The sequence below is a fragment of the Pseudomonas sp. Marseille-P9899 genome, from assembly GCF_903166565.1.
Classification (GTDB): Bacteria; Pseudomonadota; Gammaproteobacteria; order Pseudomonadales; family Pseudomonadaceae; genus Aquipseudomonas; species Aquipseudomonas huaxiensis.
In genome coordinates this window covers 629,637-653,858 of sequence record NZ_CAESCG010000001.1, presented here as the reverse complement: position 1 = coordinate 653,858, position 24,222 = coordinate 629,637, and the positions used below count along the sequence as shown (strand labels likewise).

At 64.5% G+C, this 24,222-nt stretch carries 16 protein-coding genes and 1 pseudogene; 11 read left to right on the top strand and 6 right to left on the bottom strand.

Annotated features, from left to right (window positions below; all coding sequences use genetic code 11):
• The first annotated feature begins 46 nt into the window (after nucleotides 1-46).
• From HWV67_RS02900 to HWV67_RS02890, 3 genes are read left to right on the top strand one after another with little or no spacing between them, the layout of a single operon-like run.
• A complete protein-coding gene (locus HWV67_RS02900) occupies nucleotides 47-1,231 on the top strand; it encodes an acetyl-CoA C-acyltransferase family protein (protein WP_175649840.1) in 1,185 nt (394 codons plus the stop codon).
• A 14-nt stretch (nucleotides 1,232-1,245) separates the two neighbouring features.
• Complete coding sequence (locus tag HWV67_RS02895) at nucleotides 1,246-2,097, top strand: 3-hydroxybutyryl-CoA dehydrogenase (RefSeq protein ID WP_175649839.1); 852 nt, start codon at nucleotides 1,246-1,248, stop codon at nucleotides 2,095-2,097.
• A 6-nt stretch (nucleotides 2,098-2,103) separates the two neighbouring features.
• On the top strand, nucleotides 2,104-2,706 hold the full coding sequence (locus HWV67_RS02890) for a TetR/AcrR family transcriptional regulator (protein ID WP_175649838.1): 603 nt from the start codon (nucleotides 2,104-2,106) through the stop codon (nucleotides 2,704-2,706).
• A 3-nt stretch (nucleotides 2,707-2,709) separates the two neighbouring features.
• Here the strand turns inward: HWV67_RS02890 and HWV67_RS02885 are convergent, their stop codons facing one another.
• From HWV67_RS02885 to HWV67_RS02860, 6 genes are all read right to left on the bottom strand, one after another.
• Complete coding sequence (locus HWV67_RS02885) at nucleotides 2,710-4,014, bottom strand: T6SS phospholipase effector Tle1-like catalytic domain-containing protein (protein ID WP_175649837.1); 1,305 nt, start codon at nucleotides 4,012-4,014, stop codon at nucleotides 2,710-2,712.
• A gap of 99 nt (nucleotides 4,015-4,113) precedes the next feature.
• Nucleotides 4,114-4,491: a response regulator gene (locus HWV67_RS02880; protein WP_175649836.1), complete on the bottom strand. Its 378-nt coding sequence runs from the start codon at nucleotides 4,489-4,491 to the stop codon at nucleotides 4,114-4,116.
• A gap of 56 nt (nucleotides 4,492-4,547) precedes the next feature.
• A complete protein-coding gene (locus HWV67_RS02875) occupies nucleotides 4,548-5,792 on the bottom strand; it encodes a hybrid sensor histidine kinase/response regulator (protein WP_175649835.1) in 1,245 nt (414 codons plus the stop codon).
• Complete coding sequence (locus HWV67_RS02870; RefSeq protein ID WP_175649834.1) at nucleotides 5,786-6,361, bottom strand: chemotaxis protein CheB; 576 nt, start codon at nucleotides 6,359-6,361, stop codon at nucleotides 5,786-5,788. The genes HWV67_RS02875 and HWV67_RS02870 overlap by 7 nt, the downstream gene beginning before the upstream one ends.
• Entirely contained in the window at nucleotides 6,358-7,179 is an 822-nt protein-coding gene (locus HWV67_RS02865) for a CheR family methyltransferase (RefSeq protein ID WP_175649833.1), read from the bottom strand. Before HWV67_RS02865 ends, HWV67_RS02870 begins: the two co-directional genes overlap by 4 nt.
• Nucleotides 7,176-10,688, bottom strand: a complete 3,513-nt coding sequence (locus HWV67_RS02860; protein ID WP_175649832.1) for a response regulator — start codon at nucleotides 10,686-10,688, stop codon at nucleotides 7,176-7,178. The genes HWV67_RS02865 and HWV67_RS02860 overlap by 4 nt, the downstream gene beginning before the upstream one ends.
• A gap of 271 nt (nucleotides 10,689-10,959) precedes the next feature.
• On the opposite strand from HWV67_RS02860, the gene HWV67_RS02855 reads away from it, so the two are divergent.
• The 8 genes and pseudogenes from HWV67_RS02855 to HWV67_RS02820 all read left to right on the top strand — a co-directional run bounded on the left by HWV67_RS02855 (nucleotide 10,960) and on the right by HWV67_RS02820 (nucleotide 23,991).
• Entirely contained in the window at nucleotides 10,960-11,316 is a 357-nt protein-coding gene (locus HWV67_RS02855; protein WP_175649831.1) for a response regulator, read from the top strand.
• 765 nt (nucleotides 11,317-12,081) lie between these two features.
• The gene (gene glgA / locus HWV67_RS02850) at nucleotides 12,082-13,641 is read left to right on the top strand and encodes a glycogen synthase GlgA (protein WP_175649830.1); all 1,560 of its coding nucleotides are present in this window, start codon (nucleotides 12,082-12,084) and stop codon (nucleotides 13,639-13,641) included.
• Nucleotides 13,642-13,644: 3 nt separating this feature from the next.
• Nucleotides 13,645-15,411, top strand: a complete 1,767-nt coding sequence (gene treZ, locus HWV67_RS02845; RefSeq protein ID WP_175649829.1) for a malto-oligosyltrehalose trehalohydrolase — start codon at nucleotides 13,645-13,647, stop codon at nucleotides 15,409-15,411.
• Nucleotides 15,408-17,472 (top strand): annotated as a pseudogene (gene malQ, locus HWV67_RS02840) (4-alpha-glucanotransferase). Before treZ ends, malQ begins: the two are co-directional and overlap by 4 nt.
• Nucleotides 17,469-20,270: a malto-oligosyltrehalose synthase gene (locus HWV67_RS02835; RefSeq protein WP_175649828.1), complete on the top strand. Its 2,802-nt coding sequence runs from the start codon at nucleotides 17,469-17,471 to the stop codon at nucleotides 20,268-20,270. The pseudogene malQ and the gene HWV67_RS02835 overlap by 4 nt, the downstream one beginning before the upstream one ends.
• A gap of 2 nt (nucleotides 20,271-20,272) precedes the next feature.
• Nucleotides 20,273-20,548, top strand: a complete 276-nt coding sequence (locus HWV67_RS02830; protein WP_175649827.1) for a DUF2934 domain-containing protein — start codon at nucleotides 20,273-20,275, stop codon at nucleotides 20,546-20,548.
• A gap of 93 nt (nucleotides 20,549-20,641) precedes the next feature.
• Nucleotides 20,642-22,795 carry a glycogen debranching protein GlgX gene (gene glgX, locus HWV67_RS02825; protein WP_175649826.1) on the top strand — a complete coding sequence of 718 codons (2,154 nt, stop codon included), beginning with the start codon at nucleotides 20,642-20,644 and terminating at the stop codon, nucleotides 22,793-22,795.
• Nucleotides 22,796-22,983: 188 nt separating this feature from the next.
• Entirely contained in the window at nucleotides 22,984-23,991 is a 1,008-nt protein-coding gene (locus HWV67_RS02820; protein ID WP_175649825.1) for an alpha/beta fold hydrolase, read from the top strand.
• Nucleotides 23,992-24,222 lie beyond the last annotated feature (231 nt).

Here is a 24,222-nt window from a genome sequence, read left to right as displayed (position 1 = left end):
AGAGCCACGTGGCTCCACGCCACGTCTTCGCCCATTGGAGTCGATCATGAACAACAACGATATCTATGTAGTCAGCGCCGTGCGCTCGGCCATTGGCACCTTCGGCGGTTCGCTCAAGGACCTGCCATTGGCGGACCTGGCCACCCAGGTCACCCGCGCCGCCATCGAACGCTCCGGCGTCGCCCCCGAGCAGATCGGCCACGTCGTGATGGGCAACGTGATCCCGACCGAAGCCCGCGATGCCTACCTGGGCCGGGTCGCCGCGATGAACGCCGGCATCCCCAAGGAACCCCCCGCTTTCAACGTCAACCGCCTGTGCGGTTCCGGCCTGCAGGCCATCGTTTCGGCCGCGCAGACCCTGCTGCTGGGCGAAGCCGAAGCCGTGATTGCCGCCGGCGCCGAATCCATGAGCCGCGGCCCGTACCTGCTGACCCAGGCCCGTTGGGGCGCGCGCATGGGCGACATGAAGAGCATCGACTACATGCTCGGCATCCTGCACGACCCGTTCGAAGGCTTCCACATGGGCATCACCGCCGAAAACGTGGCGGAAAAGAACGGCATCACCCGCGCCATGCAGGATGAAGTCGCAATCACCAGTCAGCAGCGCGCCGCCCGCGCCATTGCCGAAGGCCGCTTCGACAGCCAGATCGTGCCGATCGAGATCCCCAGCCGCAAAGGCCCGGTGCAGTTCAAGGTGGACGAGCACGTACGCGGCGACGTCAGCAGCGAACAACTGGCCGCGATGAAAACCGCGTTCAAGAAAGACGGCACCGTCACCGCCGGCAACGCCAGCGGCCTGAACGATGGCGCCGGCGCGCTGGTGTTGGTCACCGGTGAGATGGTCAAGCGCCAGGGCCTGAAGCCGCTGGCCCGCCTGGTGGCGTACGCCCACGCTGGCGTCGAGCCGGAACTGATGGGCCTGGGCCCGGTGCCGGCGACCCGCAAGGTGCTGGAAAAAGCCGGCCTGAAGGTGTCCGACCTGGACGTCATCGAATCCAACGAAGCCTTTGCCGCCCAGGCCTGCGCCGTGGCCCAGCAACTGGGCTTCGACCCGGAGAAGGTCAACCCCAACGGTTCCGGCATCTCGCTCGGCCACCCGGTGGGCGCGACCGGCGTGATCATCGCCACCAAGGCGATCCATGAATTGCAACGGATCAAAGGCCGCTACGCGCTGGCGACCATGTGCATCGGCGGCGGCCAAGGCATCGCCGTGCTGTTCGAACGGGCTTGAAGGAAACCATGAAGATGACGCTTGAAAGAATCGCCGTGATCGGCGCCGGGACCATGGGCAACGGTATCGCGCAGGTCTGCGCGGTGGCCGGTTACCAGGTCACCCTGATCGATGTCTCCGACGCCGCGCTGGAGCGTGGCGTGGCGACCCTGCGCAAGAACCTGGATCGCCAGGTCAGCAAGCAGACCCTGGAAGCGGCCCAGGCCGAGGCCGCGGTCACCCGCATCCGCACCAGCACCGACTACGCCGCGCTCAGCGATGTGCAGTTGGTGATCGAGGCCGCAACCGAAAACCTTGAACTGAAGAAACGCATCCTCCAGCAAGTCGCGGCCAACGTCGGCGAACACTGCGTGATCGCCACCAATACCTCGTCGCTGTCAGTGACGCAACTGGGCGCTGCCATCAGCGCGCCGGAGCGGTTTATCGGCGTGCACTTCTTCAACCCGGTGCCGATGATGGCGCTGGTCGAAGTGATTCGCGGCCTGCAAACCAGCGACGCGACCTACGCCACCGCAATGGAACTGACCGGCAAGGTCGGCAAGACCGCGATCACCGCCGGCAACCGTCCGGGCTTCGTGGTTAACCGCATCCTGGTGCCGATGATCAACGAAGCGATCTTCGTCCTGCAGGAAGGCCTGGCCAGCGCCGTCGATATCGACACCGGCATGCGCCTGGGCTGCAACCAGCCGATCGGCCCGCTGGCCCTGGCTGACCTGATCGGCCTGGACACTCTGCTGGCGATCATCGAGGCCTTCCACGAAGGCTTCAATGACAGCAAATACCGCCCCGCTCCGCTGCTCAAGGAGATGGTTGCGGCCGGCTACCTGGGTCGCAAGAGCGGTCGCGGTTTCCACACGTACGAGTAAGCCACCATGCCCAAGACCTGTGCCGAACGCTGCGCCGATTACGAAGACCGTCGCGACAAGGCTCTCGAACTGTTCGCCGCCAAGGGGTTCGGCCAGGTCAGCATGCGCGAGCTGGCTGCCCATGTGGGCCTCACCGCCGGCTCGCTCTACCACCATTTCCCGAGCAAGCAGCACTTGTTGTTCGACCTGATCGAAGAACTCTACGAAGAGCTGCTTGCCACCCTGCACCCAGTTGGCCGGGGCAAGCACACCACGGCACGCCTGTCGGTGGTGATCCGTGCGCACTGGGCGCTGCACGCTGAACGGCCGCTGCATTTCCGGCTTGCCGAGCGCGACCTGTGCTGCCTCAGCGATGAGCAACAGGCGCACATCGCGCAGATGCGCCGGCAGTACGAAAGCCACCTGCTGCTGGCGATCGCCCCGTCCACCCGCCTCACCGGCCCGGCCCTGGAGGCTGCGGCGCATGTCGTCGCCTGCATGCTCAACAGCCTGCCGGGCTGGCTGCAGCACTCCCCATTGCCCCAGGCCCAGCGCTTGGCGCTGATGGAAAACATGCTGCTGGGCGCCATCGAACGCACGCTGCCGGAGTGCATCAGCTCTGCGGCCTGAGGTTCATCGATTCGGGTGAATGACCCGCTGCCCCTCGGCGTCAGGCCGATGGACGAACAACCCGTCGAGCCAGGGGCTATTCGAGTGCAGCGGCGCGTTCCAGTGCGCGGAGCAGTGAATGTAGCGACGCCGCAACAAGGCCATTTCCATCGAATCCAGCCCATGCGTCGGCGTCTGGCCGAGCGCGTAGGCTTGCAGTTTCGCGGCAATTTCGTGCAATTCACTGGGTAGCCGAGACTCGGCGCAGTCCGGCACAGGCGCCAGTGGCACGCCGCCGCGCACGGCCAAGGCATGCATCAGCCTCAGGTACACCAGCGACAATTCCCCCCGCACCCGCCGAGCACCGAGGATCTGCGCCCGCACGCGCTTTTCTGGACGGAGGTCGCGCTTGAGCAAGAAAGGCTGGTCGGTGCTCTCAAGGTCAATGCTCAGTTCGAACCCCTTCGCCTGCCATTCACCGCACTGCTGTTCCAGGCACTGGTTGGCCTGCAACCACGCGCGGCTTTGGCGCTCGGGCAGATGCCGCGGCTCCAGACTGCTGAAAGGGCGTTCCAGGCGCAGCAGTTCCTGCTCCTCCGGCAGATAGCCGCCTCCGATGTCGGTGTGCGAACCCGGTAGTTGCAGGTCGTTGTCACTGGCCACCAGCGGGAAGTTCACCCGTTGCTCGTCGGCAGCCGTGAGTTGCACCACCTGACGCGCGAGTCCTTCGCGCAGGCCGAGTTGCAGCCCGTCGTAGTCGCGGTTGGCGGCGCTGAAGTTGCCTTTGAGCGGCGCCCAGATTGCGGCCACGGTGTCGAACAGACCGATGAAATTCAGGGCTAGCGGATAGCCGAGGCAGACACCTGCGAGCCCGTTGGCAAAGTGCCGGGCCGCCGCCGCCCCCCGACTGAAGCCGAACAGATCGAGTTCGACGCCGCGAATCCCGCGCCGGGGGTTGTGCTGGATGAACGTGTCGAGCAACCCGCTGATCCGTGCGGGAAGCGGCTCCAGCAGCGCCCACACGCCCAGCTCATGAAGGCCGGTCGCCTGGCCCCTCAGCGAATCCGCCTCACCGCGCCGCGTACCAACGCCTTCGATATAGAGCGCCATCGCCGCCCGCGTCGCGCCCGGAGCAAGGCACTGTCGCGCCTGTTGCGGATAGAGCTGGAACAACCGCGCCACATTGCTCTTGCCGGTGGCGTAGCTGCCTGAGCTGTTGCCGGAAGCGGCACCCTGCTCGTGGTTGTGCAGGTTGAGCCCGGTGCCGTCAAAGAACAGCCCCAGGTGCAGGGTGATAGCGTGAGGGTCGAAAGGTGGTGACGGATTCATGACGGTTCCTGTGTCGAGAAAACAAGGAACCGATCGGATCATCCCGCTGAAAGACGGGATGCAGGAAAACTTCCCTTAATTCGTATGAATCGCCTGACGTTATCGGAGCAATTGCTGAATCTGCTCGCGCAGGCTGTCGAGGTCGAACGGCTTGGCCAGGATCGGCGCACGGAACGCGATCGGGCTGCCCGACTCGCGGATTTCCGCGGGGTAGGCGCTGATGAAAATGACTTTCAGGTCAGGCCGCAGCTTGACCGCAGGCTCGGCGATATCGACCCCGGAAATCCCGCCCGGCAGCCGGAAGTCGGTGACCATCAGGTCCAGGTGCGGCTTGCTGGCGAGGATCTCGAACGCCTGCGCGCCGTCTTCGGCCAGCAGAACGCGGTAGCCTTCGCCCGACAGATAGTCATTGAGGACCATCCGGATAACCGGCTCGTCTTCGACGACCAGTACTACATCTTGTGCATCTTCACTCATGCCAACGCCTTGATTCGATTCATTCAGGTGGTGTCGTTCGTTCATAGACCCCTGGCTTACGCAGAGGTTGCCTGTTGCCGATCACTTTCATTTTCCGGCGCATTTCCTTGCACATCGCATACCAGCGGCAAGCGCACGCTAAACGTCGCGCCCTCGCCTTCGGCGCTCTGCACCAGGATGCTGCCGCCGTGGGCCTGGACGATCTGCTCGGAGATATACAGCCCGAGGCCGAGGCCGGCGACGCTGAATTTGGAGCTGACCCGTTCAAACTGCTGGAAGATCCGCTGCTGGTTCTCCGGGCTGATGCCGATCCCTTCATCGCGGACTTCGACGCAGGCCATGCCGGCTTCCGTCGCCACCCGCACATGCACCGGGCGCCTGGCGCCATACCGCAGGGCGTTGGTGAGCAGGTTGGCGATCACCTGCTCGATGCGGAATTCGTCCCAGATTCCTTCCACCCCATCGTTGACCGTCAGCTCGATGGACGACCCGGCGGCCGCGGCCTGGGCGGCGAAGTTCTCCACCAGGCCACTCACCAGTTGCGCCAGATCGAAGGGTGACGGCCGGATCGACAGTTTGCCGGTGCGGATCCGCGAGACATCGAGCATGTCTTCGATCAGGCGGATCAGGCTGTTGATCTGGCGCTCGTCGCGCTCGACCATGGCGCGCATCTTGTCCAGGGCGAAGGCATCGGCGTTGTCCCGCGCCAGGTGCAGCTTGCGCAACTGGGTTTCGAGAATCAGGCCGTTGAGCGGCGTGCGCAGTTCGTGGGAGACGATGGACATGAAGTCATCGCGCATGCGCACCGCGTGCTCCAGCTCGCCGCGGGCGACCTGCAACTGCTCCAGCAGCAGTTGCTGCTCCTGACGGCCGCGCTCCAGCGCCTGCAACTGCTGGTCGAGGGCCTTGCGCTGGCGGTACAGCTCAACGAACACCGTGACTTTGCTTTTTACCGCATGGGTGTCCAGCGGCTTGTGCAGGAAATCCACCGCGCCGCTTTCGTAGCCCTTGAAGGCGTAGTTCATCTCCCGCGCGGCGGCGCTGACGAAGACGATGGGAATGTGCTTGGTCTTTTCCGTGCCGCGCATCAGTTCAGCCAGTTCGAAGCCGTTCATGCCCGGCATCTGCACATCGAGGATGGCCAGGGCGAATTCGTGTTCCAGCAGCAGCGACAGCGCCTGGTCGGCGGAGCTTGCCTGGTACACCGCGCGATCGTTGCCCTTGATCAGCGCTTCGAGCGCCAACAGGTTCTCCGGGAGATCGTCGACGATCAGCAGTTTGGCTTGGATATGGCTTAGCATTCTTGTTTTTCCAGCTTGGCGAGCAGATGCCCGATGCCGTTCAAAGGAAGTATGTGGTCGGGCCGGTGCAGCGCCAGCGCAGCGCTGGGCATGATCGCAACCTGGGCCTGAGCCGGGTCCTGAACGACGGTAAGACCACCGTACTCGCTGATTCGTGCCAAACCTCTTGCACCATCTTCGTTGGCGCCGGTCAGCAGCACGCCGACCAGGGCCGGGCCGCAGGCGTCAGCGGCGGATTCGAAGAGGATGTCGATCGAGGGCCGCGAGTAATGCACCCGCTCTTCCTGGCTCAGGGACAGGCTACGGTCGTACTCCAGCGACAGGTGATAGCCGGGGCAGGCGAAATAGATCATCCCCGCCTCCAGGTGTTCCTTGTCCCGCGCCTCGCGCACCGGCCGCTTCAGCTTGCGCTCGAAGACTTCGGCAAGCTGGCTGTCGTGGTCGTCCGGCAAATGCAGCACGCAGATCACCGGAATCGCGAACTCGCGCGGCAACAGCGCCAACACCGACAGCAGCGCACTGACGCCACCCGCCGAGGCGCCCATGACGATCGCTTCGACCCTTTTCATGATTTGCGGTAGATCCGTTCCGGCTTGACCAGCGCTTCGAAGCGATCGGCGTACGCGGAGAAATCCAGGGTTTCCTTGCTGCCCAGCACCAGGAAGCCACGATGGCACAGCGACTCGTGGAACAGCCCGAACGAGCGGTCCTGCAAGCCCTTGTTGAAATAGATCAGCACGTTGCGGCAGGACACCAGTTGCGTCTCGGAGAACACGCTGTCGGTGGCCAGGCTGTGGTCGGCGAAGGTGACGTTCTCGCGCAGGCTGCTGTCGACAATGGCGTTGCCGTAGGCGCAGGTGTAGTAGTCGCTGAAGGCGCGCTGGCCGCCGGCGGCAATGTAGTTCTGCTCGTAGTCGCGCATCGCGTCCATCGAGTAGATGCCCTGCTTGGCCTTCTCCAGCGACTTGGGGTTGATGTCGGTGGCGTAAATGATGGTGCGTTCCAGCAGGCCTTCCTCGCGCAGCAGGATGGCCATGGAATAGACCTCTTCACCGGTGCTGCACCCGGCGATCCAGATCTTGATCGACGGCCAGGTCTTCAGGTGAGGCACCACTTCCCGGCGCAGCGCCAGGAAGTGGCTGGGATCACGAAACATCTCGCTGACCGGAATGGTCAGGAACTGCAGCAATTGCAGGAACATCCCCGGATCGTGCAGCACCCGCTCCTGCAGGGCAGTGATCGTCGCGCAGTCGAAATGCCGCGCGGCGTGCAGGATCCGGCGCTTGATCGAAGCGCCGGAGTAATCGCGAAAGTCATAGCTGTACTTGAGGTAAATGGCCTCGATCAACAATCGGATTTCAATGTCGGTGTTACGTTCGCTATTCAAATTCGCTCCAGTTGCGGCAGCCAGACACGGATCAGGGAAAACAGCCGGTCCAGGTCAATCGGTTTGGCCAGATAATCATTGGCCCCGGCCTGCAGACAACGCTCCTGGTCGTCCTTCATCGCTTTGGCGGTCACGGCGATGATCGGCAGCTTGCGCCAGCGCGGATCCTTGCGAATCAGTCGGGTGGCCTCGAAGCCATCCATCTCCGGCATCATCACGTCCATCAACACCAGGTCGATGTCGCTGCTCTGCTCCAGTTTTTCGATGGACTCGCGGCCGTTGCGGGCGATCTCCACCAGCGCGCCCTTGTGCTCCAGAGCGCTGGTCAGGGCGAAGATGTTGCGCACGTCGTCGTCCACCAGCAGGATCCTGCGCCCCTCGAAGACCTTGTCACGGCTGCGCGCGGTCCTGAGCATGCGTTGCCGTTCATGTGACAGCGTCGATTCGACTTTGTGCAGGAACAATGTCACTTCATCCAGCAGACGCTCCGGCGAGCGGGCGCCCTTGATGATGATCGAGCGCGAATACTTGAGCAGTTCGGTTTCTTCGTCGCGGGTCAGGTTGCGCCCGGTGTAGACAATCACCGGCGGGAACGCGCGGATCTCGTCGACGGTCATGCGCTTGAGCAACTCGTTGCCAAGCATGTCCGGCAGCTTGAAGTCGATCACCATGCAGTCGTAGATGTTCTCGCGCAGCAGCTTCAGGGCTTCCTGCGCGGTCGCCACGGCGCTGATCTGCACGTCGTCGTCGCCAATCAGGCGGGCGATGCTTTCACGCTGCAGGTCGTCGTCTTCCACCAGCAGGATGTGCTTGAGCTTCTGGGTCAGCTTGTCTTCCAGGCGGGCGAACACGGTTTTCAGCTCGTCGCGGCTGGTCGGCTTGACCACATAACCCACGGCGCCCATGTGCATGGCGGTCTCGACCCGGTCCTCGACGGAAATCACGTGCACCGGGATGTGCCGCGTGGTGGTCAGCTCCTTGAGGCGCTGCAGCACGGTCAGCCCGGAATGGTCGGGCAGGCGCATGTCCAGCAGGATGGCGTCGGGAATGAACTGCTCGGCCAGCTCGAAACCGTCGTCGGCGGCTTGCGCCACCAGGCAGTTGTAACCCAGTTCGTGGGCCAGGTCGAAGAGGATGCGGGCAAAATTCGGCTCGTCCTCGATCACCAGGATGCAGCGGTTGGAGAACGGTGCCAGTTGTCGGTCGTCCTCGAAGGACAGGCGCTTGGCCGGCGCCGCCAGCGGGGTCGGCGGCAGCGGATCGATCAGCGCCGGCGCGACCACCATCGGCGGCGACAATGGCTGCGGACGCGAGATAGGCGAAGGCCCGACCTGTTCGACGATCGGCTCGTAAGCCTCCGGCAGGACCAGGCTGAACACGCTGCCCTTGCCCGGCGCGCTCTGCACCTGGATCTGCCCGCCGAGCAGGCGCGCCAGATCACGGGAAATCGACAGGCCCAGGCCGGTACCGCCAAAGCGGCGGTTGGTGGTGCCGTCGGCTTGATGGAAGGCTTCGAAGATGAGCTGCTGCTGGTCCGCCGCGATACCGATGCCGCTGTCGCGCACATGGAACACGATGCCGCTGCCAGGCTGGTGGGTGACGGTCAGGCCGACCTGGCCGCGATCGGTGAACTTCAGCGCGTTGGACAGCAGGTTCTTGAGGATCTGCTCCAGGCGCTGGCGGTCGGTGTACAGAGTCGCCGGCACATCAGGCTCGATGGAGACGCTGAAGGTCAGGCCCTTGTCCGCCGCCAACGGCTCGAACATGCCGCGCAGGCCCTCGGCCAGGCGTGCCACCTGGGTGGTTTCGGCGCGCACATCGAGTTTGCCGGCCTCGACCTTGGCGATATCGAGGATGTCGTTGATCAGATTGAGCAGGTCGTTGCCCGCGGAGTAGATCGATTCGGCGAACTTGACCTGTTCGTCGCTGAGGTTTTCCTGCGGGTTCTCGGCCAGCAATTTGGCCAGGATCAGCGAGCTGTTGAGCGGCGTACGCAGCTCGTGGGACATGTTGGCGAGGAATTCGGACTTGTACTTGCTGGAGCGCTGCAACTCCTCGGCGCGCTCCTGCAACTGCACCTGGGCTTCGTTCAGCTCGGTGTTCTTGTGGTCCAGGGCATCGCGCTGGGACGCCAGGGCGTCGGTGCGTTCGGCCAGTTGCTCGTTGGTCTGCTCAAGCTCGGCGCGCTGGGTTTCCAGATAGGCTTGGGACTCCTTGAGCACCCGCGACTGTTCTTCCAGCTCTTCGTTGGCGGTTTTCAGCTCTTCCTGCTGCACCTGCAGCTCTTCGTTGAGTTGCTGGGTCTGGGCCAGCACTTCCTGCAGGCGCTGGCGGTAACGCGCGCTCTCGATGGAGGTGCCGAGGTTGTTGGCGATCCGCTCCAGCAACTCGCCGTCGCGCGGGCTCAGCGGACGCAGGAAGCCCAGCTCGAGCACGCCATTGACCTGGCCGTCGTTGTTCGACGGCATCACCAGCACGCTGCGCGGCAGGCCCTCACCAAGCCCGGAACTGACCTTGAAGTAATCTTCCGGCACGTCTTCCAGCGCGATCAGACGCCCCTGGCTCACAGCTTCCGCCAGCAGCCCTTCATGGGAGCCGACCACCTGTTCGCGGGATTCCTGCTCGCGGGAGAAGCCGTAGCTGGCAACCCGGTGCAGATCACCTTGCTCGTCCCGCACATACAGTGCGGCGACCACACTGCCCAGGTAGTTGGAGAAGAACTGCAGAATGTTGTGGCCCAGGGTCGGCAAGGTCTGCTGCCCCAGCACCCGCTCGGCCAGTTGCGACTGGCCGCTGCGGATCCAGCCCTGTTGCTGCAGGAGTTCGGCGGCGCGTTGCTGGGCCTGGAGGTTTTCCTGGTAATTGGTGGACAGGTTGATCAGGTCACGCCGGCCAATCCAGGCCAGCAGGCCGCTGATCAGGATGATGAACGCCAGGTACAGGGAAATCGACACCCACGTGGTGGTGCTGACCTGCTCGTTGCGCTTGGTCCGCAGTTGCTGCTCCAGAGCGACAAAATCCTCGTATTCCTTGCGCACCTGGTCGGTCAGGCGCTTGCCGCGACCGGCTTCGACATCCGAACGGTAATCACCGCCGCCACGGCGCAGCTGGATCATTTCCCGGGCAAAATTGTCCCATTCGGCCTGCATCGCCTCCAGACGCCCGAGGCGGTCGAGCTGGGTCGGGTTATCCGCCACCAGCTCGCGCAGGGTCTTCATCTGCGCGCTGATCCGCGGCTTGGCGAGTTCGTAGGGGTCGAGAAAATGCTCGTCGCCCGTGAGCAGGTAGCCCCGCATGCCGGTTTCCATATCAATGGAAAGCTTCAACGACTCGTTGGCGTTGTTGATCACCCGGTCGGTGTGGCCGACCCACTGGATGACCGAAAGCAGGTAGGCGATTACCGTGACAAACACCACGGCACTCAACAGGCCGACCCCGAGGGGCAGGCTGATATTGCGCACCAGCAGCTTGCGGAAGCGCTGTTGGTCGGTTGAGGCTGAATGATTCATCTGTAAGGTCCGGGCGGCAGAATTGGGTTGATTTTTTTGTCTTATGGTTCAGGTTTTCGATCTGACATGCAAACCGCAACCACGCTGCCCCTCCCAGTTTATCCATGTTCACGGCAATCGACAGGGCACAAAGCCAGTATTTGAGGCATCGGTTCGCCAATCGTTCCCTGCATCAACGCCGACCGCTATGCTGCACACCATCGACGCCGGGGAACTTCCTGCGGGGTCGCGCTTACAGAGTCAGTAATACCTATTGCCGCAGGAGTAACCCATGCCCGCTATTCCCCCTCTTCTGGTCGTTGAAGACGACAACATCGTGCGCATGCTGTTGGTCGATGTGCTCAATGAACTGGGGTACGAGGTTACCGAGGCCCAAGACGGCGAAGAAGCACTCAAGCTGATCGAAGACCCGCAACAGCCCTTCTCGCTGATGCTCACTGACGTCGGCCTGCCCGGCATGAACGGCCAGGAACTGGCCCGCCTGACCCGCGAATTGCGTCCGCTGCTGCCGATCCTGTTTGCCAGCGGCTATGGCTCGACCATGGAAGTGCCGGAGGGCATGCATGTGATTGGCAAGCCCTTCACCATCGACCAGTTGCGGGACAAGATGAAGGGGATTCTTGGTTGAGTTTGAGGGCGCAAGGTGCTTGCCAGGGGGGCAGGTTATGGCCGCCATGTGCATGTCGATAGGTTTTTAGCGCTCTTGAGATCGAGCGCCGCCCGCGCGGCGCATCGCGAGCAAGCTCGCTCCTACAGTGGTTGCAACGTGCCATGGCCTGTGAGAGTTGGGTTGCCAGCCCTTGGCGCTTGACGATGAATCGTGGGGAGGCTGTTGAGGCCGACTCCATACTGCGTCGTACAAACAAGGCGGCCAACCATGGCCTGACAGACATAGGTACGTTGCAACCACTGTAGGAGCGAGCTTGCTCGCGATGCGCCGCGCGGGCGGCGCTCGATCTCAAGGACGCTAAAGATCGCTCGGCTAGCAAATTGCGGCCACCACATAACCGAACTCCCCCCTTCCCCTCCCCCCTTATGCAAAAACCCACCACTCTGTCTTCAATCTGAAATATGACCAGCGGGTCACATTTTCTCCGATCCCTCTCCTACACTGGCAAATCCTGCCTGGTACCGCCCGGACCACTCGACCGAAAAAAGTTGAAACTTTCGGATCACAGCGCCAGTCAGGAATTTAAGTAGGTCATCGCTTCCGGCGTTCCCGGGCGCGGCCCACCCATCCCTACACTTCGTCAGTTCGCCAATGGCAGGAGCGCCATTTGGCGTAGCGCTTGCACGGGTGACAGGGACGCAACACTGCACAGCAGAAGAGAGATAGACCGAACAGGCATCGCATTAGGGTGATTCACCCGCAGAACAAGGGATGGAGAGAAGTATGATCAGTGCCGCTGTCGAACCGCATACCGAGCATTTCAATCCGGACACCAGCGCCCCCGTGGGCAATGACATCGTCGCGACGAGCCGTGGCTACGCCGCCGACGCCAGACAGAATCGGCACAAACGCAAAGTCTTGTTCGTCACTTCGGAAATCGCCGACCTGGTCAAGACCGGCGGCCTGGGCGACGTCTCCGCCGCCCTGCCCCGCGCCATGCGCCATTTGCACGATGTTCGCGTGCTGATCCCCGGCTACCCGCAAGTGATGGAAAGCGACAACCCGATCCATGTGGTCGGCGAACTGGGTGGCCACGCGGCGCTGCCTCCCTGCCAGATCGGGCGCATGGACCTCCCCGACGGCCTGGTCATCTACGTGCTGATCTGCCCCGAGCTGTACCAGCGCGAAGGCACGCCCTACGGCGCCAACAATGGCCGTGACTGGCCCGACAACCACATCCGCTTCGCCCGCCTGGGCCTCGCCGCCGCCGAAATCGCCGCAGGCGAAGGCATGGTCCACTGGACCCCGGACCTGGTCCACGCCCACGACTGGCCCGCGGGCCTGGCCCCGGCCTACATGCACTGGCGCGGCCTGAGCACCCCGACCCTGTTCACCATTCACAACCTCGCCTACCAAGGCGTGGTCAGCCGCGCCTGCTGCCCGGAACTGGCGATCCCCGAACACGCCCTGCAACAGGAAGGCATGGAGTTCTACGGCAAGCTGTCGTTCCTCAAGGCGGGCCTGGCCTACTCCAGCCATATCACCACGGTCAGCGCCACCTACGCCCGGGAAATCACCACGCCAGCGTTCGGTTGCGGGCTCGACGGCTTCCTCGACAGCAAGGCCCAGCAAGGGCTGCTCAGCGGCATTCCGAACGGCATCGACGAAAGCTGGAACTCGGCCACCGACAGCCACCTGGAGCACCGTTTCGGCCTCAACGACTGGGAAGGCAAGGCCGCCAACGCCAGCCAGGTCCGCGAGCTGTTCGGCCTGGAACCCTCGACCGGCCCGCTGTTCGCCGTGGTATCGCGACTGGTCTACCAGAAAGGTCTCGACCTGACCCTGGGCGTGGCCGAGTTCATCGTCCAGCAAGGCGGCCAGCTCGCCATCATCGGCCGCGGCGAACCCGAGGAAGAACAGGCCATGCGCGAGCTAGCCGTACGCTTCCCTGGCCGTATCGGTGTGCGGATCGGCTTCAACGAAACCGATGCCCGGCGCATGTTCGCCGGCAGCGATTTCCTGCTGATGCCTTCGCGCTACGAGCCCTGTGGCCTGAGCCAGATGTACGCGCAGCGCTTCGGCTCGTTGCCGGTGGCGCGCAATACCGGCGGCCTGGCCGACACCATCGAGAATGGCGTCACCGGCTTCCTGTTCGATGAGTCCACGGTGGAAAGCTACCGCGAGGCACTGCAACGGGCCTTCTACATTTTTGAGAAGAAACCGCTGCTCAACGCCATGCGCTGCCTGGCCATGACCCAGCCCTTCAACTGGTGCCAGGCGGTGGAACCCTACGCCCGGCTGTACGAGGAACTGGTCGTCCGCGCCACTAGCCAGCGGGGGTAAGCCATGCCGCCCTTGCCCCTGCGGTTCAACCATGGGGCGCTGGTCGAGGATGGCCAGCGCACCCGCTTCGCCCTGTGGGCGCCCGACGCCCGCAGCGTCGAACTCGAACTCGATGGCGCAACCTTCGCCATGGCCCCCGAGGCCGACGGCTGGTTTCGCCTGCAACGGCGCTGTCCAGCGGGCAGCCTCTATCGCTACCGCATCGACGGCGAGCTGTCGGTCCCTGATCCGGCGTCCCGCTCGCAACCTCAGGGCGTGCACGGCCCCAGCCAGGTCATCGCCGCGCAGCGCTACCGCTGGCGCCACGACGACTGGCGCGGTCGGCCCTGGTCCGAAGCGGTGATCCAGGAGCTGCACGTCGGCCTGCTCGGCGGCTACGCCGGAGTGATGAACGAGTTGCCGCGCCTGGCCGAACTGGGCATCACCGCCATAGAACTGATGCCCATCGGCGAGTTTCCCGGCGAGCGCAACTGGGGCTACGACGGCGTCCTGCCCTTTGCCCCGCAGCACAGCTACGGCTCGCCGGAGCAACTGCAAGCGTTGATCGATCAGGCCCACGGCCTCGGCCTGATGGTGCTGCTGGACGTGGTCTACAACCACTTTGGCCCCGACGGCAACTTCCTGCACCACTACGCCAGCGAGTTTTTCCGCGAAGACCGGCAGACCCCGTGGGGCGCGGCCATCGATTTCCGCCGCACGGAGGTGCGCGACTTCTTCATCGAAAATGCCCTGATGTGGCTCAACGACTACCGTTTCGACGGCCTGCGCCTGGATGCGGTGCATGCCATCGACGACCCGGACTTTCTTCGCGCATTGTCCGGCGCCGTGCGCCAGCACTGTGCCGCAGACCGCCATTGCTGGCTGGTGCTGGAAAACGAGTTCAACCAGGCGCACCTGCTCGGGGCCGATTTCGACGCGCAGTGGAACGATGACGGGCACAACACCCTGCATGTGCTGCTGACCGGCGAGGAAGAAGGCTATTACGCCGATTTCCGCCAGCAACCGGCGCAGCGTCTGGCCCGCAGCCTGAGCGAGGGTTTCGTCTACCAGGGCGAAGCCGACCGCCATGGCCGGCCTCGCGGCGAACCCAGCGGGCACTTGCCGCCGAGCGCCTTCGTGCTGTTTTTGCAAAACCACGACCAGACCGGCAACCGCGCCTTCGGCGAACGCCTGTCGACCCTGTGTGAGCCACGCGCCCTGCGCGCCGCAACAACCCTGCTGCTGCTCTCGCCGATGATTCCGCTGCTGTTCATGGGCGATGAATGGGCCAGCGAACAGCCGTTCCTGTTCTTCACCGATCACCACGACGAACTGGCCGATGCCGTGCGCGAAGGCCGCCGCGCCGAGTTCCAGGGCTTCGCCGCGTTCACCGAACCCGAGCGCCGGGAGCAGATTCCCGACCCCAACGCGCTGCAGACCTTTATCGACTCCCGCCCCCGGCGCAACAGCCACAGCGCCGCCTGGGAAGACTTCTACCGGCAGCTGCTGACGCTGCGCCGCCATCACATCGTGCCGCACCTCGACGGCGCCCGGGCGCTGGGCACCCAGGTGCTCGGCGACAAGGCACTCAGCGCCCATTGGCGGCTGGGCGACGGCAGCGAGTTGCGCATCGATCTCAACCTCGGCCCGGAACCGGTGCAATCGGACCTCACCGAACGTCATCAACCGTTGTTTCAATGCACTGAAGCAGTGCAACAACCAGGGACCCTGCCCCCCTTCAGCGCCCTGGTCAGCCGCATTCCTCCTACCGCTGCGGAGTCTGCCCAATGAGTGACCTCCATCTGCACCACCTGGCCCGCCTCGCGGGCCTGGCCGTCGACTGGATCGACGCCAACGGCAAGGCGCAAAAGGTCAGTGATCCGGACTTGCGTGCCATCCTCGCCGCCCTCGGCCATCCCGCCGAGGATGCCGACAGCGTCGCCCACAGCATCAAAGCCCTGGAACAGGCCGAGGATGCGCAGCACCTGCCGCCGCTGTTGACCGTCGACCTCGGCGAAGCCCTGCCGCTGGCGCACTGGTTCGACGCCGGCAACCTGTGCCACGCCGTGCTCGAAGACGGCAGCGAACAGGCTCTGCGCGGATGCCCGAGCCGCCCTGCCCGCTGGCCTGCCGATCGGTTATCACCGCCTGAGCATCAACGGCCAGGGCTTCACCCTCGCCGTGGCGCCGCTGCGCTGCTTCACCCTCGCTGACGCCAAAGACCACCCGACCCCACGCGGCTGGGGTATCGGCGCCCAGCTCTACAGCCTGCGCCGCCAGGGTGACGGCGGCTTCGGCGACTGTCTGGCGCTGGAAGCCCTGGCCCGCAGCGCCGCCGAACGCGGTGCCGATGCCCTGGCAATCAGCCCGACCCACGCCATGTTCGCCAACAACAGCCACACCTACAGCCCGTATTCGCCGTCCAGCCGGCTGTTCTTCAACAGCCTCTACGCCAGCCCGGAAATCCTCCTCGGCGAGCGTGCCGTGCGCGTGGCGCGGGAAAGTCTGGAGCAACCGTTCGCCGAGCTGGAACAGTTGCCGCTGATCGACTGGCCGCGGGCGGCCGGCGCCAAACAGAAACTGCTGCGCGTGCTGTACCGCGACTTCAGCCGCGGCGACCACCCGCAACGCGAGGACTTCACCAGCTTTCGCAAGGCCGGTGGCCAGGCGCTGGAAGACCATTGCCGCTATGAAGCCCTGCTCGACGCCGCCGCCACCAAGGGCAGCAGCCAGGACTGGCGGCGCTGGTGGGACGGCTGGCGCGAGCCGCGCAGCGTGGAGGTCGCGCAGTTCGCCGATAACTACCCGGCGGCCATCGAGTACTACGCCTTCTGCCAATGGCTGGTGGCGCGCGGTCTGGAGCGAGCGCAACAGGCAGCACGCGGCCAGGGCATGGCGGTCGGCCTGATCGCCGACCTCGCGGTGGGTGTCGACGGCGCCGGCAGCCAGGCCTGGAGCCGCCAGGACGAACTGCTCGCCGACCTGCACGTCGGCGCACCGCCAGACATCCTCAACCGCGCCGGGCAGAACTGGGGCATCTGCGCCTTTTCGCCCAAAGGCCTGCGCCGCAACGGCTACCGCGCCTTTATCGAAATGCTCCGGGCCAACTTCGCCCATGCCGGCGGCCTGCGCATCGACCATGTGATGGGCCTGCAACGGCTCTGGCTGATTCCCAACGGCGCCGCAGCGGGCGCCGGCGCCTACTTGCACTACCCGCTGGACGACCTGCTGCGCCTGCTCGCCCTGGAATCGGTGCGCCACAGCGCCATCGTCCTCGGCGAAGACCTCGGCACCGTGCCCGCCGGCCTGCGCGAGAAACTCGCGGCGCGGGGCATTCTCGGCATGCGCGTGCTGCTGTTCGAACAGGACCCGCCCGGGCATTTCAAGCCGATCCTCGACTGGCCGGACAACGCCCTCGCCACCACCAGCACCCACGACCTGCCGCCGCTGGCCGGCTGGCTGTCGTCGCGGGACATCGACTGGAACCACCGCCTGCACCTGATCGACGCCCTGACCGAGCGGCACTGGCGCGACGCCCGGCAGACTGAAATCCGTGGCCTGCGCCAGTTGCTCGAACGCAACTACAACCAGCCCATGGACAACGACGACACCGCCATCGACGCCGCCGTGCGCCTGCTCGGCCACACCCGGGCGCCGCTGGTGCTGCTGCCGCTGGAAGACTTGCTGGGCGTCGACGAACAGCCGAACCTGCCCGGCACCACCGAAGGCCATCCCAACTGGTGCCGGCGCTTTGCACCGCCGGCTCGCGACCTGCTCGACGACTACGACGCCGCACGGCGCCTGGAATTGCTGGCCCAGGCCCGCGAACAAGCCTGGGAGCGTGATCGATGAGTCCCGTGACCGCGACCCTGCGCCTGCAATTCCACGCCGACTTCACCCTTGATGACGCGGTGCCGCTGGTGCCGTACTTCGCGCGACTCGGCATCAGCCACGTCTATGCATCGCCACTGCTGGAAGCCCGGCCCGGTTCGCGGCACGGCTACGACGTGGTCGATCCGACCCGGGTCAGCCCGGAGCTGGGCGGCGAGGCTGCGCTGGAACGCCTGGTTACGGCGCTGCGTCAGCACGGCATGGGCCTGATCCTCGATATCGTCTCCAACCACATGGCCGTGGGCGGCGAGCACAACACCTGGTGGCAAGACCTGCTGGCCTGGGGCCGACGCAGCCGCTACGCGGAGTTCTTCGACATCCAGTGGCATTCGCCCGACCCGCTGCTGGAAGGCCAGTTGCTGCTGCCCTTCCTCGCCGACGACTACGGCAAGGTGCTGCAGAACGGCGAGGCGCCGCTGCGCTTCTCGGCGAGCACCGGGCGCTTCCAGATTCATCACCACGAACACCGCTTCCCCATCAGCCCGCCGGATTACGCGCTGGTGCTGGCCGCCAGCCAGTTGTCGAGCCTGCGTGACCTGGCCGGGCGCTTCGCCGCCTTGCAAGACGCCGACGACGCCGAGCCGCTGCACCGCGAACTGATCGACCTGGCCCGGCTGGCCCAGGTCGCGGTGGACATCGAGCGCCTGCTGGAAGGCTTTGATGGCCGCCAGGAAAACGGCTTCACCCGCCTGCACGGGCTGCTGGAGCGCCAGCACTATCGGCTGGCGAGCTGGCGTACTGCGGCGGACGATATCAACTGGCGGCGCTTCTTCGACGTCAATGAACTGGGCGGCCTGCGGGTGGAGCGGCCCACCGTGTTCGAAGCCACCCACGGCAAGGTTTTCGAATTGATCGCTCGCGGCCTGGTGGACGGCCTGCGCGTCGACCATATCGACGGCCTCGCGGACCCGCGTGGCTATTGCCGCAAGCTGCGCCGTCGGACCCGCGCGCTGCTGGCGCAACGGCCCTTGAGCGCGGCGCTGGAACACCTGCCGATCTATGTCGAGAAGATCCTCGGCGTCGGCGAACGCCTGCACCGCGACTGGCAAGTGGACGGCACCACCGGCTATGAATTCATGAACCAGGTGTCGTTGCTGCAACACGATCCGGCCGGAGCAGAACCGCTCGCCGAGCTGTGGCATGAACTCACTGAGCGCCCGCCGTTCAGCGAGGAAGTCCGCCAGGCCCGGCAACTGGTGCTGCAAGGCAGCCTCGCCGGCGACTTCGAGTCGGTGGCCCAGGCGCTGTTGCAGGTGGCGCGCAATGACGTGATGAGCCGCGACCTGACCTTCGGCGCGATCCGCCGCGCCTTGCAGGCGCTAGTCGAGCACTACCCGGTCTACCGCACCTACATCACCGCTTGTGGTCGCCCCGCGCAGGACGAAGGTTTTTTCCAGTCCGCCCTGGAACAAGCGCGGATCAGCCTCGGCGACGCCGACGCCGCGGTGCTCGACTACCTGCAACACTGGCTCGGCGGCCAGGCCTGGCGGCAGTTGCCACCGGGCCGGGCGCGCAAGCAACTGCGCCATGCCTGCGTGCGCTTCCAGCAACTGACCTCGCCGACCGCCGCCAAGGCGGTGGAAGACACCGCGTTCTATCGCTCGGCAGTGCTGCTTTCGCGCAACGATGTGGGCTTCGAGGCCGAGCGTTTCAGTGCGCCCGTTGAAGACTTCCACGCCCACTGCCAGCAACGGCTTGCCGAGTTCCCCGACAACCTGCTGGCCACCGCCACCCATGACCACAAGCGCGGCGAAGACCTGCGCGCCCGCCTCGCGGTGATCAGCGAGCGCGCCGAAGGCTTCGCCAGCCGCATCGAGCACTGGCGCGAGCTGGCCGAGCCGCTGCGCCAGGAGTTGGCCGACGGCCCCGCGCCCACCGCGGCCGATGAGTTGATGCTCTACCAGACCCTGCTCGGCAGTTGGCCGCTGGACCTGGGCGCCGACGATGAGCCGGGGCTGCGCAGCTACGCCGCCCGCCTGCACGAATGGCAACGCAAGGCGCTGCGCGAGGCCAAGTTGCACAGCAGCTGGAGCGCGCCCAATGCCGCCTATGAAGAAGCCTGCGCCGCCTTTATCGACGGCCTGCTGCTCGACCGCCAGTGCCAGCAACTGCGTCATTCCCTGGCGGACGCCGCCAACGCGCTGGCCTGCCCCGGCGCACTCAACAGCCTGGTCCAGTGCCTGTTGCGCATGACCGCGCCGGGCGTGCCCGACCTGTATCAAGGCAACGAGTTCTGGGACTTCAGCCTGGTCGACCCGGACAACCGCCGCCCGGTGGATTTCGCTGCACGCCGCCAGGCCCTCGACGACAGCCAGACACCCGAAACGCTGCTCGCCGCCTGGCGCGACGGTCGCGTCAAGCAGGCGCTGATCGGCCAGGTACTGGAACGTCGCCGGCAGTACGCCGAGCTGTTCCTGCGGGGCGACTACTTACCGCTGGAAGTCCGTGGCGAGCACGCCGGAAAAGTCCTCGCCTTCGCCCGTCTCGGCGAAGAGCAACGGGCCGTCATCATCGTTCCACGCCTTGCCGGCAATCTGCTCGGCAACACCGCACACCCCTTGATCCCGGCGCAGAACTGGGGCGATACCCGGGTGGTCCTGCCGTTCGCCTTGTCCACTGCCAATTGCACGGGACTTTTCGACCAGCGTGCAGTCACAAGCATCAAGGAGCCCGGCTCCCGGGAGTTGTGGCTGAACACCGCGCTGGAGCGCTTTCCCGTGAATCTTTTCATTGAGCACATTGAGTCATCAGGAGCGTAGCCATGAGTGTCGAGGAAAAACGTATTCGCGAATTCGCGTATCAGATCTGGGAGTCGGAGGGTAAGCCCGAAGGCCACGAATCGCGCCATTGGGAGATGGCGCGCAAGCTGGCCGAAGCCGAGGCGCTGGCGCCCAAGGCCAGCACCGCGAAAAAGCCCAAGGCCAGTGTCAGCGCCAAGCCCAAAGCCGCGCCCGCGCCTACCGCGAGCAAGACCGCGACGGCCAAGAGCGAGCCGGCGAAAAAGCCGCGTACACCGAAGAAACCCGCTCCGCTCTGACCCTTCGCCGGTCCCGTTTCGTTCACCACCCGCCGCGGTAGCGCCTGCTACCGCGTCGGCTGGCCGTTCCCGTCAACCCGCTTCAGGTGCCCAATGAGCCGAACCGATAAACCCGAAACCGCCCACACCGAACCCTCGCGCATTCGCGAAGGCCTGCCCTTTCCCCTGGGTGCTACCTGGGACGGACTGGGGGTCAACTTCGCGCTGTTCTCGGCCAATGCCACCAAGGTGGAGCTCTGTCTGTTCGATGCCAGCGGCGAAACCGAGATCGAGCGGATCGAGCTGCCGGAATACACCGACGAAATCTTCCACGGCTACCTGCCCGACGCCCATCCCGGGCTGATCTACGGCTACCGCGTGCACGGCCCGTATGACCCGGGCAACGGCCACCGCTTCAATCCCAACAAACTGCTGATCGACCCCTACGCCAAGCAACTGGTGGGTGGGCTGAAATGGTCAGAAGCGCTGTTTGGCTACACCATCGGCCACCCCGACGGCGACCTCAGTTTCGATGAGCGCGACAGCGCGCCCTTCGTGCCCAAGTGCAAGGTCATCGACCCCGCCTACACCTGGGGCCGCGACCGCCGCGTCGGCACCCCGTGGGAAAAGACCATCGTCTACGAAGCCCACACCCGCGGCATCAGCATGCGTCACCCGAGCGTACCGGATGCCGCCCGCGGCACCTTCGCCGGGTTGATGAACGACGAACTGCTGGACCACATCAAGCAACTGGGCGTGACCGCCATCGAGCTGCTGCCGATCCATGCCTTCGTCAACGACCAGCACCTGCTGCAAAAGGGCCTGAACAACTATTGGGGCTACAACAGCATTGCCTTCTTCGCGCCGCATCCACGTTACCTGGCCAAGGGCAAGATCGCCGAATTCAAGGAAATGGTCGCGCACCTGCACGACGCTGGCCTGGAGGTGATCCTCGACGTGGTCTACAACCACACCGCCGAGGGCAACGAGCTGGGCCCGACCCTGTCGATGCGCGGTATCGACAACGCCTCCTACTACCGCCTGATGCCCGACGACAAGCGCTACTACATCAACGATTCCGGCACCGGCAACACCCTCGACCTGAGCCACCCCTGCGTGTTGCAACTGGTCACCGACTCGCTGCGCTACTGGGCTGGCGAGATGCACGTGGATGGCTTCCGTTTCGACCTGGCGACCATTCTCGGGCGCTACCACGAAGGCTTCGACGAGCGTCACAGCTTCCTCGTCGCCTGCCGCCAGGACCCGTTGCTGAGTCAGGTGAAGTTGATCGCCGAGCCCTGGGACTGCGGCCCCGGCGGTTATCAGGTGGGCAACTTCGCCCCCGGCTGGGCGGAATGGAACGACCGTTTCCGCGACACCGTGCGGGCGTTCTGGAAAGGCGACGAAGGCCAGCTTGCGGACTTCGCGGCGCGCATGACCGCGTCCGGCGAGCTGTTCAACCGCCGCGGCCGGCGGCCCTACGCCTCGGTCAACTTCATCACCGCCCACGACGGTTTCACCCTGCGCGATCTGGTCTCGTACAACGACAAACACAACGAAGACAACGACGAAAACAACCAGGACGGCAGCAACAACAACCTGTCCTGGAACCACGGCGCCGAAGGCCCCACCGACGACCCTGAAATCAAGGCCCTGCGCCTGCGCCAGATGCGCAACTTCTTCGCCACCCTGCTGCTGGCCCAGGGCACGCCGATGATCGTTGCCGGCGACGAATTCAGCCGCACCCAGCACGGCAACAACAACGCGTACTGCCAGGACAGCGAGATCGGCTGGATCAACTGGGACCTGGACGAAGACGGCGCCGCGCTGCTCAAGTTCGTCAAGCGCCTGACCCGCCTGCGCCAGGCTTACCCGATCCTGCGCCGGGCGCGGTTCCTGGTCGGCGACTACAACGAGGCCATCGGCGTCAAGGACGTCACCTGGCTGGCGCCCGATGCCAACGAGATGACCGTGGAGCAATGGGAAGACAGCCAGGGCCGCTGCCTCGGCATGTTGATGGACGGCCGCGCGCAGGCCAGCGGGATACCCAAGCCGGGTGCCGACGCCACCTTGCTGCTGATCGTCAACGCCCACCACGACACCGTCGCCTTCACCCTGCCCGAAGTACCCCAGGGCGAATACTGGAACTGCCTGATCGACACCGATCGGCCGACCCTGCGCAAGGGTCACAAGCTCGACTTCGGCAGCGAATTCCAGGTCACCGGGCGCAGCCTGTTGCTGCTGGAATTGCAGCGGGACGAAGACTGACGCCATGACCCAGCTCGCCGCCCACGAACCGGGCGGCGCGGCGGGTCATGCCGTTACCCGGTTCTTTCTTGCTTCACGGTGAGTACGGGTTTGATCCGAGTTGATCTTTTTGAACGTTGTATCCTCGGTTCTCGTGGCCACTATCATCTACTCATCCAGCGCTAATGGCCGTGCACTCCGAGGCCCCCATGACACAAACAGGCAAGACCAACGTGATCATCAAAGCCAGTTCCGGGCAAAACACAGAGGTGGCTGTCGAGCACCAACTGCTTGCTGTCAACGACATCACCCTGAGCATTTACAGTGCTGGCCCTGCTGACGGCCGGCCGCTCTGGCTGCTGCATGGATTTCCAGAATGCTGGTACTCATGGCGACACCAGATCGAGCCGTTGGCACGCTGTGGCTATCGTGTGCTTGTGCCCGAGATGCGCGGTTACGGCCAGAGCAGTGCCCCGAGCGAACCTGAAGCCTATGACCTGATTACCTTGTGCGGTGACATCCAGGCGGCAATGGATGTTCTTGGTCACACCGAGGCAGGTGTGATCAGTCACGACTGGGGGGCGGGACTCGCCTGGTATCTGACACTGCTCGAGCCGCAACGGATCAAGGCGCTCGTCACCATGTCGGTTCCCTTCGGAGGGCGCCCCAAGCGCTCCGCTATCGAGATCATGCGCGAGGCAAATGCAGACCGCTTCAACTACATCGTCTATTTCCAGGAAGTCGGTGTTGCAGAATCGGAGCTGGACGCAGACATCACCCGCAGTCTTCAGCTATTGCTCGGCGGTACAGGGGAGATGTTCCTGCAGGACAAGTCGGCCGATGCCCGCCTGTTCGACGGGATGCCAGAGCCGCAGGGCTTTCCTGCCTGGTGCACAAAGGAGGACTTCAGCGTCTACCAGCACACACTGTCCCGAGGTTTTCGCGGCCCGCTGAACTGGTATCGGAACTTCAGTCGCACCTGGCAGCGCACAGAAGCACTGGCCGGCCAGTCAATCGTCCCGCCGACACTTTTCCTGCTTGGCGATCACGACCCGGTCGGCAAGCTGGAAAGCCACACGCTCAAGCGAATGAACCAAGTGGTTCCCCGGTTGGAACACCATGTGCTGGAGAGCTGCGGTCACTGGATTCAAAACGAGCGACCAGACGAAGTGAACGCACTGCTTGATGACTTCCTCGGCCGCCACTATCAGGCGTGACGCGCAATTGAGCCGCCACCTGCAACCATTCGAAATAGCCGGGCCACTGTAAATTCACTCTCTGCCTATGCGGCGCCCAAGTCCTCGGTTATTCAGCCACTTAGGTGGATCACCGATCTCTTCACACGGGTTTCACACAATCTTGACGCGGTGCCTCCCGTCTCCTTGACTCAAACTTAGCTTCACCCGTGAAAACTCAATCCGAGCCTCTAGCTCGCGCGTTCGCGCGCG